Raw genomic sequence first — 16,116 nt, 5'->3', positions numbered from 1 at the left:
TGTCTCGGCTTTCTCTTTCGGCTTCCTCAGCGCACCGAGCGGGCGTACGCGGCGGGGGACACGCCGGCCACGGCGGTGAAGTCGCGGACCAGGTGGGCCTGGTCGCTGTAGCCGAGGTCGGCGGCGAGGCCAGCCCAGCTCAGCGGGCCGCCAGCGGCCTGTTCGACCGCCTCCTGGAGCCGGTAGCGGCGGATCACCCACTTCGGCCCGACCCCCACGTACTCCATGAAGAGCCGCTGCAACCGGCGGACCGGAACGTCGTGCCGCGCGGCGAAGTCGTCGACGCGCAGCACGGTCCGGTCGGTGCGGATCGCCTCGGCCAGCCGGACGGCCTCCTCGGCCACCGGGTCCGGCTCGGGCCGCCAAGCGGTGAGGAGGGTGTCCAGAGCCCGGCAGCGTTCGTTGTCGCTGGTTGCCGACGTGGGTGGTCCCGCGGGCCCGCCCGCGCACACCGGGAAGCCCGGGTGGGTCAGCCGGCCGGTGGGCAGCGGCACCCTACGTCCGGTCAACTCACTGACCGGGCGCTGCCAGAAGGCGTGGAAGCCGCCTGGGCGGAACTGCACCCCGGACACCCGGCCGGTGCCGCAGAGCGTGATCCGGAACAGGTCGCGGCCCACCCCGGCCACCTCGCCGGACTCGGGCCTGTCGCCGTCGTGGTCGCCGTCGTCGCGTCGGAACACCACGTTCACCGCCGGGTGCGGCACGACCCGCTGCTCGAACGGCGCGTTCAACACCCAGTCGATCAACCAGTAGTGCTCGACCCACGGGCGCAGCGACTCCGCCGGCAGGTGTCGACGGAAGCGCACCTCGCGCAGCAGCCGCCCGGGGTCGAGAATCCCCCTGCTGTCGCCACGCGGTCGGTGTCGCATTTGTTCAAGACCACCCTCATACGCTGGCCATATGTCCACTCAGACTAGCGATCTGCTGGCCGCTGCGGCGCCGCGAACCGTCGATGTGGTGCGCGGTATCTCCGACGACCAGCTCGACCTGCCCACGCCGTGCCAGGAGTACGCGGTCCGTGATCTGCTCAATCATCTCTTCCAGGTGGTGGTCAACTTTCAGGACCTGGCCGAGAAGCGACAGGTGGAGTGGGCGGAGAAGCCCGACCACCTGGGCGACGGCTGGCGGGACCGCTTCGAGGCGGAAACCAGCCGATTGGTCGCCGCCTGGTCGGACCCGTCCACCCTGGAAGGCGTGTCACCGGGCATGGGCATGCCGCAGTCCGTCATCGGCGGTATGGCCCTGCTGGACCTGACCGTGCACGGCTGGGACCTCGCGGTCGCCACCGGTCTGCCGTACCACCCAGCCCCGGAGGCGGTGGCCGAGCTGCACGGTCTGGTGGAGCAGTTGGGCCCCACCGCCCGCAAAATGGGCGTCTTCGCCACCCCACCCCCACTCCCAGCCCCACCCCCAACCCCCGACCTGGCCCACCTCCTAACCAAAACCGGCCGTACCCCCACCTGGCCCCAAACCCCCTAACCCCCAACCTTCCCCTCTGCCCCCACCTCCCTTCCCTCCTGTTGATCATGAAGTTATTGCTCAGACACGCCGAGGTGGATGGCAATAACTTCATGATCAACGGGGTGAGGCGGGGGTGGGGGCCGGTGGGTGTGGGTGGGTGGGGGGGTGTTGACTTGGGTATTCGCTCGGTGAATAGTGGGCGGCGTGTCTACGCCGCATGTTCTGCTCGGGTTGCTTGCTGGGGGCAGCCGGCACGGGTATGAGCTGAAGCGTGCGCACGACGAGCGGCTGCCGCGGGCTCGGCCGCTGGCCTTCGGGCAGGTCTACGCCACGCTTGGCCGCCTCGAACGCGACGGGCTGGTGGCGGCCGCCGGGCAGGACCGGGTGGCCGGGCCGGATCGCACGGCGTACGCGCTGACCGACCAGGGGCGGCACACGCTGGACCAGTGGCTGTCCACTGTGGAACCGCCCATGCCGTACGTGGCCAGCACGCTCTTCGCCAAGGTCGTGGTGGCGTTGCTGGTCGCCGATGTCGATCGGGCCCGGTCGTACCTGATCGCCCAGCGGGGCGCGCACACCGCACGGCTGCGTGAGCTGACCGCTGTCAAATCCGACCCGGCCGCCACTCTCAGCGATGTGGTCGCGGCCGACTTCGCGATCGCCCACCTCGACGCGGATCTGCGGTGGCTGCACGCCACGCTGGGCCGGGTCGCCGACTGGCACCGGGAGGTGCATCCGTGACGCAACTCCAGGCTCGCGGCGTGGTTCGGGCGTACGGCCCGACGCCTGCGCTGCGCGGTGTGACGCTCGAGGTGGCCGAGGGCGAGATCGTCGCCGTGACCGGGCCGAGTGGCTGCGGCAAGTCGACACTGCTGCACTGCCTGGCCGGGATCCTTCGGCCGGACGCGGGCGAGGTCACCTGGCAGGGGCACCGCATCGACACCTGGTCGGAGGCGGCCCGGTCCCGGCTGCGGCGCACCGAGTTCGGGGTGCTGTTCCAGTTCGGTCAGCTGGTGGCCGAGCTGACCGCGGCCGAGAACGTCGCCCTGCCCCTGCTCCTCGCCGGCACGGGGCGGCGAGAGGCACGGACGGCGGCGCTCACCTGGCTGGAACGGTTCGGGGTGGCCGAGGTGGCCGACGTGCGGCCGGGTGAGATGTCCGGGGGTCAGCAGCAACGCTGTGCCACCGCGCGGGCGCTGGTCACCGAGCCTCGGGTGCTCTTCGCCGACGAGCCGACCGGTGCACTGGACACGCTCACCGGCGAGCAGGTGCTCACCCAACTGGTCCGGCTCGCCCGTGAGCAGCGCACCGCCGTCGTGCTGGTCACCCACGAGCCGCGGATCGCCGCGTACGCCGATCGGGAGATCGTGCTGCGCGACGGCCTGGTGGACCACACCGGCCTGGGGCTCGACGTGCCGCTGGCCGGTGGTGCCCGGTGAGACCGGCGACGCTGGTCCGCCTCGCGCTCGCCGGCACCCGCACCGACACCGCCCGGGTGGTGCTCACGGCGCTGAGCGCCCTGCTGGCGACACTGGCCGGGCTCGCGGCGCTCACCGTGTTGGCCATCCCCACGCCCGCGGCGACGGATGAGAACCCGAACAGGTGGTCGGAGCAGTACCAGCACGCTCTGCTGGTGGAGCCCGGGTTGCGCGGCGGTACGGCGTTCGCGCTGCTGATGCTGATGGTTCCGGTGTTGGCGCTGGCCGGTCAGTGCGCCCGGCTCGGCGCCCCCGCACGGGACCGCCGGTTGGCCGCGCTCCGGTTGGCCGGCGCCACTCCCGGGCAGGTCACCCGACTGGTGGTGCTGGAGACCGGCGTGGCCGCTCTGCTCGGCACGCTCGTCGGGCTGGGTGTCTACCTGGTTGGCCGCGATCTGTTGCACCGACCGGACGCGGAAGGTCGACTGGCCCTGCCCACCGACGTGCTGCCGTCGACCGGCGCGCTGGCCGGCATGGTGCTCGGTCTGCCTGTCGTCGCGGCGTTGGCCACCGCCCTGATGCTGCGTACGGTCACCACCAGCCCGCTCGGGGTGAACCGCAGGGCGGCCCGCGAGCGTGGTCCAGGCCCGTGGGCCGGGCTCCTGATCGGGTTCGGCGTGCTCTCGTTCGTGGTGGTCCGCCCGGTGGTCTTTCGGTTCGACGACAACGAAGAGTTGGCCTGGCTGGTGCCGCTGCTGTTCGTGGTGGGCGGGTTGGCGGCGATGATCGGGGTGGTGGTCGGCACCGGCTGGATCTCGTACCGCTGCGGGGTTTTGCTGCGTCGGCATGCCCGCCGCGCCCCGGCCCTGCTCGCGGCGGGCCGGTTGATGGTCGATCCGTGGGCGGGCAGCCGCACGTTCGCCGCGCTGCTCGCCGCCCTGATCTTCGGCGGGGGCGCGGCCGCCCAGCGCGCCTACTTCGCCACCAAGGACCAGCTCGACCGGGAGCAGAGCCGACTCGCCGGGGCGGGCGGTGGGGGCGACAACCCCTTCTATCTGTCGACCATGGATCTTGTCGACGGCGCGGTCGCCGTGGCCATCCTGATCGCGACGGGCGGGCTGATCGTCGCGCTGGTCGAGGGGATCGTCGCCCGTCGACGCGCCTACGCGGCGTTGGTCGCCACCGGGGTGCCCCGCGCCACGCTGAGCCGTTCGGTGGCCTGGCAGGCGCTGGCCCCGGCCGTGCCGGCGATCCTGCTCGCGCTCACTGTCGGCACGCTGCTCGGCCGTGGGCTCGGTGGGGAGGTGTCCGCGGGCGGCGGGTCGATGGAGATCTGCGAGGCCACGGCGGCGCTCTGTGACGACCCTGCCACCAGCGGGCAGTACACCCGGATCGTGCACTTTCCCGTGGTGCAGCGAGCCGTTCCCGTACCTCTTGAGCACCTGGCGTGGCTCGGGGCCGGCGCGTTGGCGGCGGTGCTGGTGACGGTCGGTGTCGGCCTGCTCTTCCTGCGTGCCAGCACTGCCCTGGACGAGCTGCGGACGACCTGAGCCGAGGCGGCCGGGTCAGGCGCCGAGCAGGCCGGAGGAGAGCGCGACCAGCGTGCCGACCACTGCGGAGCAACAGCAGACCAGGAGGCCGGCGACCACGGCGAGGATCAGCCAGACCCGGCGGTCCCGTGCCACCGCCGCCACGCTCGGTCGGCGGACCTCCGAAACGGCTTCGCCGTCACCATCCGTAGCCCCGGTCACCCCGGAAGTCTAGGCCCGGCACCCACGTCGGCCCGGCAACGCCAGCCACCCGGCGCGCGGGCCCCGCGCGCCGCCGGTGATCGCGCCCGATCATGGAAGTGGTGCTCTCCCCAGCCGCCGGGGGACCACCTCCAGGATCGAGCGCGATCACGTCGACTTACGGGTCAGGCGCGGCCGATGCGGTCCAGGATCCAGGCGTTGATGAACGCCTCCTCGCGCCAGGAGTTGTAGCGACCGCTCGGACCGCCGTGCCCGGCGCCCATCTCGGTCTTCAGCAGATAATCGCCGCCCGGGGCGACCGCCCGCAGCCGGGCGATCCACTTCGCCGGCTCCGAGTAGAGCACCCGGGTGTCGTTGAGGCTGGTCACCGCGAGGATCGCGGGATAGTCCACGGCCGCCACGTTCTCGTACGGCGTGTAGGACTTCATGTACGCGTACACCTCGGGGTCGTCGAGAGGGTTGCCCCACTCCTCCCACTCGGTGACGGTCAGCGGCAGCGACGGGTCGAGGATCGACGTGAGCGCGTCCACGAACGGCACCTGCGCCACGATCCCGGTGAACGCGTCCGGCGCGAGGTTGGCCACGGCGCCCATCAGCAGGCCACCGGCCGAGGCGCCCCGGGCGACAAGCCTGTCGCTGGCCGTCCAGCCGGCCTTGACGAGGTGCTGGGCGCACGCCACGAAGTCGGTGAAGGTGTTCTTCTTGGCCAGCAGCTTGCCCTGGTCGTACCACCGTCGGCCCAACTCACCGCCGCCCCGGATGTGCGCCACAGCGAAGACCACGCCCCGGTCCAACAGGGACAGTCGGGCCACCGAGAACCACGGGTCCATGCTGGCCTCGTACGAGCCGTAGCCGTACAGCTCGCAGGGCGCCGAGCCGTCCCGGGGGGTGCCGGCGCGGCAGACCAACGAGATCGGCACGCGGGTGCCGTCGTCGGCGAGCGCCCAGTCGCGGTGCTGCTCGTACTCAGCCGGGTCGTACGGTCGCCCGTCCGGCCCAGGCAGCACCGGCTTCTGCTTGAGCAGCACCATCTGCCGGGTGACCAGGTCGTAGTCGTACACCGAGTCGGGGGTGATCAGGGAGGAGTAGCGCAGCCGGACCTGGCCGGTGCGGTACTCCGGGTTGGCGTCCAACCCGACGCTGTACAGCGGCTCCGGGAAGTCGATGTCGTGCCCGTCGTCGCTGCCCACCGGCAGCACCCGCAGCCCGGTGAGCCCGTCGGTGCGCAGCGACACCACCAGGTGGTTGGCGAAGGCGTCGACGGCCTCCAGTCGGGTGCCGGGGGTGTGCTCGATCAGCGGCACCCAGTCGCCCGGTACGTCCGCCGAGGTGAACGCCAGCGCGAAGTCCTCCGCACCGTCGTTGTGCAGGATCAGGAAACGGTGGCCGTGGTGCTCCACAGTGTATTCGACGCCCTGTCGGCGGGGAGCGATCACGGCCGGGGCGCCGGTCGGGTTGCCGGCGGGGATGACAAGCACCTCGCTCGTCACCTTGCTGTGCACGTCGATGAGAATGAACTTCTCCGACCGGGTGAGCTCTACGCCCACCCAGAACCGCTCGTCGTCCTCCTGGTGGACCACCACGTCCTCGGCGGCGGCGGAGCCGATGAGGTGTCGCCAGACCCGGTTCGGACGCCAGGCGTCGTCCACCGTCACGTAGAACAGCGCCGAGGCGTCGCTCGACCAGGCGGTGCCGTAGAACGTGTCCGGCACCTCGTCCGGCAGCAACTCGCCGGTGGTCAGGTCCTTCACACGCAGGGTGAACCGCTCGTCGCCCGAGAAGTCGGTGGAGTAGGCCAGCCAGCGACCGTCCGGACTGACGTCGAACGCGCCGAGCGAGAAGAAGTCGTGCCCCTCCGCCAGCAGGTTGCCGTCGAGGAGCACCTCCTCGCCGTCGAGCGGGGCGCCGTCCGCGCTGACCGGCGGGTCGGTCTCGCCGTCGCGGACCGCCCGGCGGCACTGCACTCCGTACTGTTGCCCCTCGACCGTCCGGGTGTAGTACCAGTGCCCGCCCTTGCGGGTCGGCACGGACAGGTCGGTCTCCTGGGTGCGGCGGCGAGTCTCCTCGAACAGGTCGGCGCGCAACTCGGCCAGGTGTGTCGTACGCGCGTCGGTGTACTCGTTCTCGGCGGTCAGGTAGGCGATCGTCTCCGGGTCGTCCTTGACGGCGAGCCAGGAGTACTCGTCGACGACGGTGTCGCCGTGGTGGGTGCGCTCGCTGGGCACCCGCTTCGCCGCGGGCGGGGCAATCTCGGTGGTCACGGCGGCCACGTTACCGGCCGGCAGCCGCAGCGCGCCGGACCAGCGGCATCCCGATACTCGCCACCACGGCTTTCGAACACATGTACGATGGCCGGCATGGCGGCAGCAGCGAGTTCCCTCGGCCGGTCCGGAGCCCTCGAGATCAGCCGGCGGTTGGCGGCGATCTGCGGTCCACCCTTCTCCCGACTGGCCGGTCCCGCCGACGAGGTGGCGGGGCGGCCGGCGCGCTTCGTGGCCGTCCCGGGCGGCCCGCACGCCGCCGCCGAGGTGCTGCGGTTGGCCGCCAGGCACGATCTGGCAGTGGTGCCCCGAGGCGCGGGCACGAAGATCGACTGGGGTGCCACCCCCGTTCAGGTCGACATCCTGCTCGACACCGGTCGGCTGGCGGGCATCGGTCACGAGTCGGTCGACTCGCTGGCGACCGACGTGGGGGCCGGCACCCCACTGCGGGCGGTGCAGGCCACTCTGGAGCGCACCGGGCAGCGGCTCGCGATGGACGCCCCGTCACCCGGCGCGACAGTGGGTGGCGTGCTCGCCGCCGGCGAGGCCGGTCCCTTGCGCCACCGCCACGGCAGCCCCTGTGACCAGCTGCTCGGCGTGCGCTACCTCGCCGCCGACGGCGAGCTGATCAGCGTCGGCGGTGGCGCGCCCGGGCTCGACCTGGCTCGCCTGCTCTGTGGCTCCCAGGGCGCGCTCGGCGTGCTGGTCTCGGCGAGCCTGCGGGTGCAGCCGGCGCCGGCGAGCAGGCTCTGGGTGTCCCGCCCGGTGTGGACGCCGCTGGAGGTGCACGACCTGGTCCGGACGATCCTCGCCGCTCGGCTGGAGCCCTCGGCCATCGAGCTGGACCTGCCCGGCGGCACCCCCCGCCCGCGTACGCCGTACCCGCCCGGTCACCCGGCGGCCACCGCCCGGGAGCGCCATCCTTCGATGTCCGGCCGGGCCGGTGCCCCGTCCCGGGCCGGTAGCCTGGTGATGCTGCTGGAGGGCGGGCCCGCCGACGTCACCGAGCGTGCCGAGCGGCTGGTCGGCCTGCTGCACGGGGAGGCGACGATCGCCCACTCCGCGCCGACGTGGTGGCGCCGCTACCCGTTCGCCCCAGGTGACACGGCGCTGCGCCTGGAAGTGCCGATCGGCGACCTGCATGCCGCCGTCTACGCGCTACGCGACGCGGCCGGCGCGCCGGTCCCGGTTCGCGGATCCGCCGGGCTGGGCGTGGTGCACGCGGCACTGCCCGGGGCGCTGGCACCCGATCGGGTGGCGTCCATCCTGGCCGCCGTCCGAGGGGTGCTGCTGGCCCGGCAGGGCCGCTGCGTGGTGGTCTCCGCTCCGGCGGCGGTCCGCCAGGCGGTCGACCTGTGGGGCGAGTTGGCCGGCCTGGCCCAGTTGCGGGCCGCGAAGCGGCGCGTGGATCCGGAGCACCGACTCGCGCCCGGACGGCTCCCCGGCGGCCTGTAGGGCCCGGCCCCGGCAGAGCGTCAGTCCATCCACCACCGGTGCATGTCCAGCAGCGGCGGGGTGAACCGGGCCACCAGCACCAGCACGCTGCCCACCGCGCCGGCCAGCAGCAGTGACCGGGTCGCCCGGGGCAGTGCCTCGCGCTCCCGGGCGGCCAGCGCCACCGCGACGATCGCCAACGGCAGCCCGAGCACCGCACCCACCACGTAGAGCATCCCGACCACGGCATAGAGCCAGAGGAACGGAATCAGGTCCTTCGGGTCGTAAGCGCCGGTCAGCATCTCGGCCGGGCCGACGCCGGCGCTCGTCATCCGACCGAGGTAGAGCAGCAGCACGGCGAGGAACGCGCCGATGGTCGCGAGCTGCGCGACGATCAGGGCCCGGACCGCCGACCGGGAGTACGACGTGACCTGCGCGACGCTCGTCATGACCGTCAATCTACCGAGCGGACCCGATGTCCGGGGGCCGCGCAGCGGTCAGGTTGCGTCGTTGCGCAGCACCAGGATGGCGATGTCGTCCCGGGGCGGCTCGACCGAGAAGTTGATCGCCGCGGCGCGCAGCCGGGCGGCCACCACGTCGGCCGAATATCCGGCCAGGGGCGCTGCGGCGTCCCGCAGTCGGTCGGCGCCGAACAGCTCCCGGCCGCGCCGCCGCTCGGTGACGCCATCGGTGTAGAAGATCAGCGAATCGCCCGGCGCGAGCGTGATCTCCGCCGTCGGTGAGGTGATCGTGTCGAGCAGGCCGAGCGCGGTGCCGCCGGTGCCGACGAACTCGGCGCCGCCCGCCCCGGCCAGCAGCACCGGCCGGTCGTGCCCGGCGAGGTGCAGCGCCACGTCCAACCGGCCGCCCTCGCCCGGCCCGACCGCTGCCAGCGCCAGCGTGCAGTAGCGACCGCCGCCGCGCTCGACAAGTGTCTCGTTGAGCCGCGCCAGCGCCTCGGGCAACGGTTTGCCGTCGCCGACCAGCACCCGGATCACGTCCCGGACCAGCCCGGTCACCGCGGCGGCCTGGACACCCTTGCCCGAGACGTCACCGATCACCACCAGCCAGCGCCCGTCGGGCAGCGGCACCACGTCGTAGAAGTCGCCCCCCACCTCGGCGTCGTCACCGGTCGGGACGTACTCGGCGGCGAAACCGATCCCGTCCACCACCGGCAGGACGGGCGGCAGCAGAGACTGCTGGAGCGTCTGCGCCACGCGACGGCGTTCGGCGTGGATCCGGGCGTTCTCGATGGCCAGCGCTGCCCGCCGGGCCACGTCCTCCAACACGGCCACCTCGTCCGGGTCGTGCCGGTGCCGCTGGTGTCGCCCCACCGCGAGGGTCCCGAGCCGCTGTCCGCGGGCGATCAGCGGGACCGCGAAACCCTCCATCGGGCCGCCCAGGGGGATCTGCGCCGCGCTGCGTGACGCCTCGCGTAGGCGGGCCTGGATCGAATCCGGCCCGGTCTCCGCCAGCACCTTGTGCAGCTGCGGAAGCATCGACTCGTCGGCGTGGCTGGCCGCCGCCAGCCGGAGCCGGCCCCACTCGTCGGTGGTGTGCACCGCGCACCACTGACCGAGTCGCGGCACCACCAACTGCGGCACCAGCGCCATGGTCAGGTCGACGTCCAACGACTGGGCCAGCAGCTCGCTGGCCTCGGCCAGGAACGTCAACCACACCTGCCGGCGGATGTCGGCCCGGCGCAGCCGGTCGTTCTCCAGGTGCAGCGACAGTCGCTCGGCGGTGAGCACCGCCAGCGGTCGGGCGTACGCGGACGGCGCGGCGTCCAACTCCAACTCCCCGGCGTACGGGCGGTGCACCGTCAGCGGCACCCGGAGCAGCTCGCTGCCGGGGCGGGGCGGCCGACCGAAGCGGGCCAAAACCTGGCGGCCCTGTCCGTCGCCCCGGTCCAGGCGGATCGTGCCGCCGGCCGCGCCCACCATCTCGGCGACGCGGCTGAGCAGGCTGGTGGCGAAGTCGGGCAACGGGTCGTCCCCGTACAGGTCGGGGGCGGTCTGCATGAGTTCGCTCATCGCGCTGGCGCTCGGCGCGGACTGGTCGGTGCTCGTTTGTGGGCCGGCGTTGGCCGGTGTCGACTCGCCGACGGTGCCCGGGGCGGGCGGGTCGACGCCGGGGCGGTCCAGGCGGAACCAGACGCCCTTCCCGGTGGGCAGGTACGTGGTGCCCCAGCGGCTGGCGAAGTGGTCGACCAGCAGGAGGCCCCGGCCCCGCACGGAGACCTCGTCGATCTCGGTGGAGTCGTTGCGGTCGCCGACGGTCAGTTCGTCGCCGGAGCCGGGGGCGAAGTCGGAGACGGTGACGGTCAGCCCGATCTCGTCGGCGACGACCTCGATGTCCAACTCGGTGCCGGCGTGCTCGACGGCGTTGGTGGTCAGCTCGGTGGTGAGCAGCAGCGCCTCGTTGGCCAGTTCGTCAAGGTGTGACTCGGTCAACACCGAGCGGACCACGGCGCGGGCGGCGGCCGGCGTGCGGCGGTCGGCGGGCAGCCGGACACGCCGGACGGCCCCGTCCCGGGCCCCGGCCGTCGCGGGCCCCGCCTCGGCTGACACCCCCGTATCCTCCACCGTTGCCCTGCCGGGTGCCAAGCCGATCACCAATCGGGGCTGTCGCGTCGGTCAGGGGCACGAGTGGCGGGGCATGGCGGTGACGTGTCGAAACGATGGCTGCGGGAGCCGGGCGAGGTTTGCGGCGCGCCGTGCCGGGTCGACACCGATCGGGCGGGTCGACGGGGCGATCGATGCCACCTGGCGGGTCGCGCACCCTGGCACTACGGCGCGCGCGGGCACAATATGGGGTGCCGGTGTGTCCGCACGGACCGGCGCCCCCGAGTTGAGCGAGGAATGATGACCACGGCGAAGCAGTCGGTGGCGGATCCGTCCGCGTCCGACCACGAGGCGCTCCTCGGTGAGTTGACCGAGGCACTGCGACGGATCGGTCGCGGCGACCTGAAGGTCCGGCTTCCCCGCCGCGCCGGCGCGGCCGGCGAGGTGGCGGACGCCTTCAACGAGGTGGTCTCGCTCCAGGAGCGGCAGTACCTGGACCTGCGGCGGATCAGCCGGATCGTCGGCCGCGACGGCCGGCTCACCGAGCGGCTCGACGACGAGGGGCTGGACGGCTCCTGGGCGGAGGGGCAGCGGGCGATCAACTCGCTGATCGACGACCTGGGTCGACCCACCACCGAGATCGCCCGGGTGATCGTGGCGGTCGCCGACGGTGACCTGTCCCAGCACATGGCGTTGGAGATCGACGGTCGGCCGCTGCGCGGTGAGTACCTGCGCATCGGGCGCACCGTGAACACGATGGTGGACCAGCTGTCGTCGTTCTCGAACGAGGTGACCCGGGTGGCCCGTGAGGTGGGCACCGAGGGCAAGCTGGGCGGCCAGGCCGACGTCCGGGGTGTGGCCGGCACCTGGAAGGACCTCACCGACTCGGTGAACACCATGGCGTCGAACCTGACCGGCCAGGTGCGGTCGATCTCGCAGGTGGCGACGGCGGTGGCGAAGGGCGACCTGTCGCAGAAGATCACGGTCGGCGCGCGTGGTGAGGTTGCCGAGCTGGCCGCCACGATGAACTACCTCACCGACACGCTGCGGCTCTTCGCCGAGCAGGTGACCCGGGTGGCCCGTGAGGTGGGCACCGAGGGCAAGTTGGGCGGCCAGGCCGAGGTGCCGAACGTGGCCGGCACCTGGAAGGACCTGACCGACAGCGTCAACTCGATGGCGTCGAACCTGACCGCCCAGGTCCGTAACATCGCCCAGGTCTCCACGGCGGTGGCACGCGGCGACCTGTCGCAGAAGATCACGGTGGCGGCGCAGGGCGAGATCCTGGAGTTGAAGGACACCGTCAACACGATGGTGGACCAGTTGTCGTCGTTCGCCGACGAGGTGACCCGGGTCGCGCGTGAGGTGGGCATCGAGGGCAAGCTGGGCGGTCAGGCCCAGGTGCGCGGCGTCTCCGGCACCTGGCGGGACCTCACCGAGAACGTCAACCAGTTGGCCGGCAACCTCACCAGCCAGGTCCGCAACATCTCCCAGGTCTCCACGGCCGTGGCCAAGGGCGACCTGTCGCAGAAGATCACGGTGGACGCCCAGGGCGAGATCCTGGAGCTGAAGAACACTGTCAACACGATGGTCGACCAGCTGTCGTCGTTCGCCGACGAGGTGACCCGGGTGGCTCGCGAGGTGGGCACCGAGGGCAACCTGGGCGGCCAGGCGCAGGTGAAGGGCGTCTCCGGCACGTGGCGGGACCTGACCGACAACGTCAACTCGATGGCGTCGAACCTGACCAGCCAGGTCCGCAACATCGCCTCGGTGACCACGGCGGTGGCGAAGGGTGACCTGTCGCAGAAGATCACGGTGGACGCGCGGGGCGAGATCCTGGAGCTGAAGTCGACTGTCAACACGATGGTGGACCAGTTGTCGTCGTTCGCCGACGAGGTGACCCGGGTGGCCCGTGAGGTGGGCACCGAGGGCAAGTTGGGCGGCCAGGCGCAGGTGCGCGGGGTCGCGGGCACGTGGCGGGACCTGACCGACAACGTCAACTCGATGGCCTCCAACCTGACCGCCCAGGTCCGCAACATCGCCCAGGTCTCCACGGCGGTGGCGAAGGGCGACCTGTCGCAGAAGATCACGGTGGACGCGCGGGGCGAGATCCTGGAGCTGAAGTCGACTGTCAACACGATGGTGGACCAGTTGTCGTCGTTCGCCGACGAGGTGACCCGGGTGGCCCGCGAGGTGGGCACCGAGGGCAAGCTCGGCGGCCAGGCGCAGGTGAAGGGCGTCTCCGGCACCTGGCGGGACCTGACCGACAACGTGAACTCGATGGCGTCGAACCTGACCAGCCAGGTCCGCAACATCGCCTCGGTGACCACCGCCGTGGCGAAGGGTGACCTGTCGCAGAAGATCACCGTGGACGCCCAGGGCGAGATCCTGGAGCTGAAGTCGACTGTCAACACCATGGTCGACCAGCTGTCGTCGTTCGCCGACGAGGTGACCCGGGTGGCCCGCGAGGTCGGGATCGAGGGCAAGCTCGGCGGCCAGGCGCAGGTGAAGGGCGTCTCCGGCACCTGGCGCGACCTCACCGAGAACGTCAACCAGCTCGCCTCGACGCTGACCACGCAGTTGCGTGCCATCGCCCAGGTGTCCACCTCGGTGACCCGGGGCGACCTGACCCAGCGGATCGCGGTCAAGGCGCAGGGCGAGGTCGCCGAGCTGAAGGACAACATCAACCAGATGATCGTCACCCTCCGGGAGACGACCAAGAAGAACGCCGAGCAGGGCTGGCTGGACTCCAACCTCGCCCGCATCGGCGGCCTGTTGCAGGGCCAGCGCGACCTCGGCGAGGTCTGCCGCATGATCATGACGGAGGTGACCCCGCTGGTCGACGCCCAGCTCGGCGCCTTCTTCCTGGCCGACGACACCGACGGCAGCATGCGGCTGCGGCTGACCTCGTCGTACGGGTACGTGGCGCGGGGGCACGACGTCACCTTCGGTCCGGGCGAGGGGCTGGTCGGGCAGACTGCGCTCTCCCGTCGCACGATCCGGGTCAGCGCCTCCCCGAACAGCCGGCTCACCCTGCGGTCCGGTCTGGCCGAGACGCCCCCGTCCGACCTGGTGGTGCTCCCCGTCCTGTTCGAGGGTGAGCTGCTCGGGGTGATCGAGTTCGCAAGCGTGTCGGCCTTCTCCTCGCTACACCTGGCGTTCCTGGAGCGGCTGGTGCTCACCATCGGCATCGCGGTCAACACCATCCAGGCCAACCGGCGTACGGAGGAGCTGCTGGCCCAGTCGCAGCGGCTGGCGCACGAGATGCAGGAGCAGTCGGCGGAGTTGCAGCGCACCAACGCCGAGCTGGAGGAGAAGGCCACTCTGCTGTCCGAGCAGAAGGGCAACATCGAGACGAAGAACCGGGAGATCGAGCTGGCGCGGCTGGGCCTGGAGGAGAAGGCGCAGCAGCTGACCCGGGCGTCGGCCTACAAGTCGGAGTTCCTGGCCAACATGAGCCACGAGCTGCGGACCCCGCTGAACTCGTTGCTGCTGCTGGCCCGTCTGCTGGCCGAGAACTCGGAGCAGAACCTCAGCCCGAAGCAGATCGAGTTCGCAAAGACCATCCACGGGTCCGGCTCCGACCTGCTGCGTCTGATCGACGACATCCTGGACCTGTCCAAGATCGAGGCGGGTCGGATGGACGTCGAGCCGACCGAGATCCGCTTCACCGAGCTGCGCGGCTTCGTCGAGCAGGCGTTCGCGCCGCAGGCCGAGGAGAAGAACCTGGACTTCCAGGTACGGGTGAGCAAGGATCTGCCGCCGGCGTTGGTGACCGACCCGCAGCGGTTGCAGCAGATCCTGCGCAACCTGCTCTCCAACGCTGTGAAGTTCACCGACAACGGAGCCGTGACGCTGCGGATCGCCCCGGCCGCGGAGAACGCGGTCTTCGACGTCCCGGCGCTGACGAACGCCCAGCAGGTGATCGCGTTCACCGTGATCGACACGGGGATCGGCATCTCCGACGACAAGCTGTCGATCATCTTCGAGGCTTTCCAGCAGGCCGACGGCACGACCAGTCGCCGGTACGGCGGCACCGGTCTGGGCCTGTCGATCAGCCGCGATCTGGCCCGGCTGATCGGCGGCACGATCACGGTGTCGTCCGCGCCCGGTCAGGGCTCGACCTTCACCCTGTTCGTGCCGCAGGTGCTGGCCCCGGACGCCGTGGTCGCGCCCCAGACGCCGTCTCCGCAGCGCGCCGGCCTGCCGTCGTCGCTGCTGATGCCGCCGCTGGAACTGCTGTCGGACCGGCCGGAGGCACCGGCCACCCGCCAACTCGACGGTGCCACAGTGCTGATCGTGGACGACGACGTGCGCAATGTCTTCGCCTTGACCAGCGCGTTGGAGCTGCACGGGATGACCGTGCTGTACTCGGACAACGGGGCGGACGGTGTCCGCCTGCTGGCCGAGCATCCGGAGGTGGACATCGTGCTGATGGACGCCATGATGCCCGACCAGGACGGTTACGAGACCACACGTCAGATTCGCCGCAACCACCGGTTCGCCGACCTGCCGGTGGTCTTCCTGACCGCGAAGGCGATGCCGGGTGACCGTGAGTCGGCGCTCGCTGCCGGGGGCAGCGACTACATCACCAAGCCGGTCGACCTGGACGACCTGATCGAACTGATGTCGTCCTGGATCAACGGCAGCCGGACCGAGGAGACTTCGTGACCCAGATGGCCAAAGCGCTGCTCGTGGACGACCGGCGGCAGAATCTGACGGCCCTGGAGGCGATCCTTCAGGGGCTGCCGGTCCAGTCCGTGGCGGTGGAGAGCGGCGAGGCGGCGCTCAAGCAACTGCTGGTGGACGACTTCGCGGTGATCCTGTTGGACGCGCAGATGCCGGACATGGACGGCTTCGAGACCGCGAGCCACATCAAGCGCCGCGAACGGACCCGGCACGTGCCGATCATCTTCCTCACCGCCGCCGACCGGGACGCCCAGCTCGCCCTTCGGGGCTACCAGGTGGGCGCGGTGGACTACCTCACCAAGCCGTTCGACCCGTGGGTGCTGCGGGCCAAGGTGTCGGTCTTCGTGGAGCTGTGGGTGAAGACCCGGCAGTTGGCCACCCAGTCGGACCTGGTCCGGGAGCGCGACACGCAGTGGCGTCGGCTCACCGACGCTGTCGACGAGGCGACGGCCCTGCTGCGCTCGGACGACCCGGAGGTCCGGGACCGGGCGGTACGGCTGCTCGAACAGGCCCGCTGGGGCAACACCGCCTGATGCGGCGG

General features: G+C 71.4%; 12 protein-coding genes. 7 read left to right on the top strand and 5 right to left on the bottom strand.

What is annotated here, in order from left to right; genetic code table 11:
• Nucleotides 1-26 precede the first annotated feature (26 nt).
• Nucleotides 27-869: a helix-turn-helix domain-containing protein gene (locus IW248_RS23865; RefSeq protein WP_196928760.1), complete on the bottom strand. Its 843-nt coding sequence runs from the start codon at nt 867-869 to the stop codon at nt 27-29.
• 31 nt (nt 870-900) lie between these two features.
• Here IW248_RS23865 and IW248_RS23860 point away from each other — a divergent pair, with 31 nt between their 5' ends.
• From IW248_RS23860 to IW248_RS23845, 4 genes are all read left to right on the top strand, one after another.
• Nucleotides 901-1,479 carry a TIGR03086 family metal-binding protein gene (locus IW248_RS23860; protein ID WP_196928759.1) on the top strand — a complete coding sequence of 193 codons (579 nt, stop codon included), beginning with the start codon at nt 901-903 and terminating at the stop codon, nt 1,477-1,479.
• A 186-nt stretch (nt 1,480-1,665) separates the two neighbouring features.
• A complete protein-coding gene (locus IW248_RS23855; RefSeq protein WP_196928758.1) occupies nt 1,666-2,202 on the top strand; it encodes a PadR family transcriptional regulator in 537 nt (178 codons plus the stop codon).
• Nucleotides 2,199-2,900 carry an ABC transporter ATP-binding protein gene (locus IW248_RS23850; protein ID WP_124818300.1) on the top strand — a complete coding sequence of 234 codons (702 nt, stop codon included), beginning with the start codon at nt 2,199-2,201 and terminating at the stop codon, nt 2,898-2,900. The genes IW248_RS23855 and IW248_RS23850 overlap by 4 nt, the downstream gene beginning before the upstream one ends.
• Nucleotides 2,897-4,429 (top strand): FtsX-like permease family protein, encoded by a 1,533-nt coding sequence (locus IW248_RS23845; RefSeq protein WP_196928757.1) that lies wholly within the window; start codon nt 2,897-2,899, stop codon nt 4,427-4,429. Before IW248_RS23850 ends, IW248_RS23845 begins: the two co-directional genes overlap by 4 nt.
• Before the next feature lie 15 nt (nt 4,430-4,444).
• Here IW248_RS23845 and IW248_RS23840 read toward each other — a convergent pair whose 3' ends face one another.
• Together IW248_RS23840 and IW248_RS23835 are read right to left on the bottom strand one after the other, a co-directional pair.
• A complete protein-coding gene (locus IW248_RS23840; RefSeq protein WP_196928756.1) occupies nt 4,445-4,630 on the bottom strand; it encodes a hypothetical protein in 186 nt (61 codons plus the stop codon).
• A gap of 164 nt (nt 4,631-4,794) precedes the next feature.
• The gene (locus tag IW248_RS23835; RefSeq protein ID WP_196928755.1) at nt 4,795-6,891 is read right to left on the bottom strand and encodes a S9 family peptidase; all 2,097 of its coding nucleotides are present in this window, start codon (nt 6,889-6,891) and stop codon (nt 4,795-4,797) included.
• A 96-nt stretch (nt 6,892-6,987) separates the two neighbouring features.
• Between IW248_RS23835 and IW248_RS23830 the strand changes: the two genes are divergently transcribed.
• Nucleotides 6,988-8,346, top strand: a complete 1,359-nt coding sequence (locus IW248_RS23830) for an FAD-binding oxidoreductase (protein WP_196928754.1) — start codon at nt 6,988-6,990, stop codon at nt 8,344-8,346.
• Nucleotides 8,347-8,366: 20 nt separating this feature from the next.
• Here the strand turns inward: IW248_RS23830 and IW248_RS23825 are convergent, their stop codons facing one another.
• Both IW248_RS23825 and IW248_RS23820 read right to left on the bottom strand, forming a co-directional pair.
• Nucleotides 8,367-8,774, bottom strand: a complete 408-nt coding sequence (locus IW248_RS23825; protein WP_196928753.1) for a hypothetical protein — start codon at nt 8,772-8,774, stop codon at nt 8,367-8,369.
• A 48-nt stretch (nt 8,775-8,822) separates the two neighbouring features.
• Complete coding sequence (locus tag IW248_RS23820) at nt 8,823-10,895, bottom strand: SpoIIE family protein phosphatase (RefSeq protein ID WP_196928752.1); 2,073 nt, start codon at nt 10,893-10,895, stop codon at nt 8,823-8,825.
• A gap of 294 nt (nt 10,896-11,189) precedes the next feature.
• Here IW248_RS23820 and IW248_RS23815 point away from each other — a divergent pair, with 294 nt between their 5' ends.
• On the top strand, nt 11,190-15,557 hold the full coding sequence (locus IW248_RS23815) for a HAMP domain-containing protein (RefSeq protein WP_196928751.1): 4,368 nt from the start codon (nt 11,190-11,192) through the stop codon (nt 15,555-15,557).
• Complete coding sequence (locus IW248_RS23810) at nt 15,554-16,108, top strand: response regulator (RefSeq protein ID WP_030334012.1); 555 nt, start codon at nt 15,554-15,556, stop codon at nt 16,106-16,108. Before IW248_RS23815 ends, IW248_RS23810 begins: the two co-directional genes overlap by 4 nt.
• Nucleotides 16,109-16,116: the final 8 nt, after the last annotated feature.

Source organism: Micromonospora ureilytica, from assembly GCF_015751765.1.
In the GTDB taxonomy this organism is placed as follows: domain Bacteria; phylum Actinomycetota; class Actinomycetes; order Mycobacteriales; family Micromonosporaceae; genus Micromonospora; species Micromonospora ureilytica.
The sequence above is the reverse complement of the archived record's forward strand: the minus strand, read 5'-3'. Positions and strand labels throughout refer to the sequence as shown.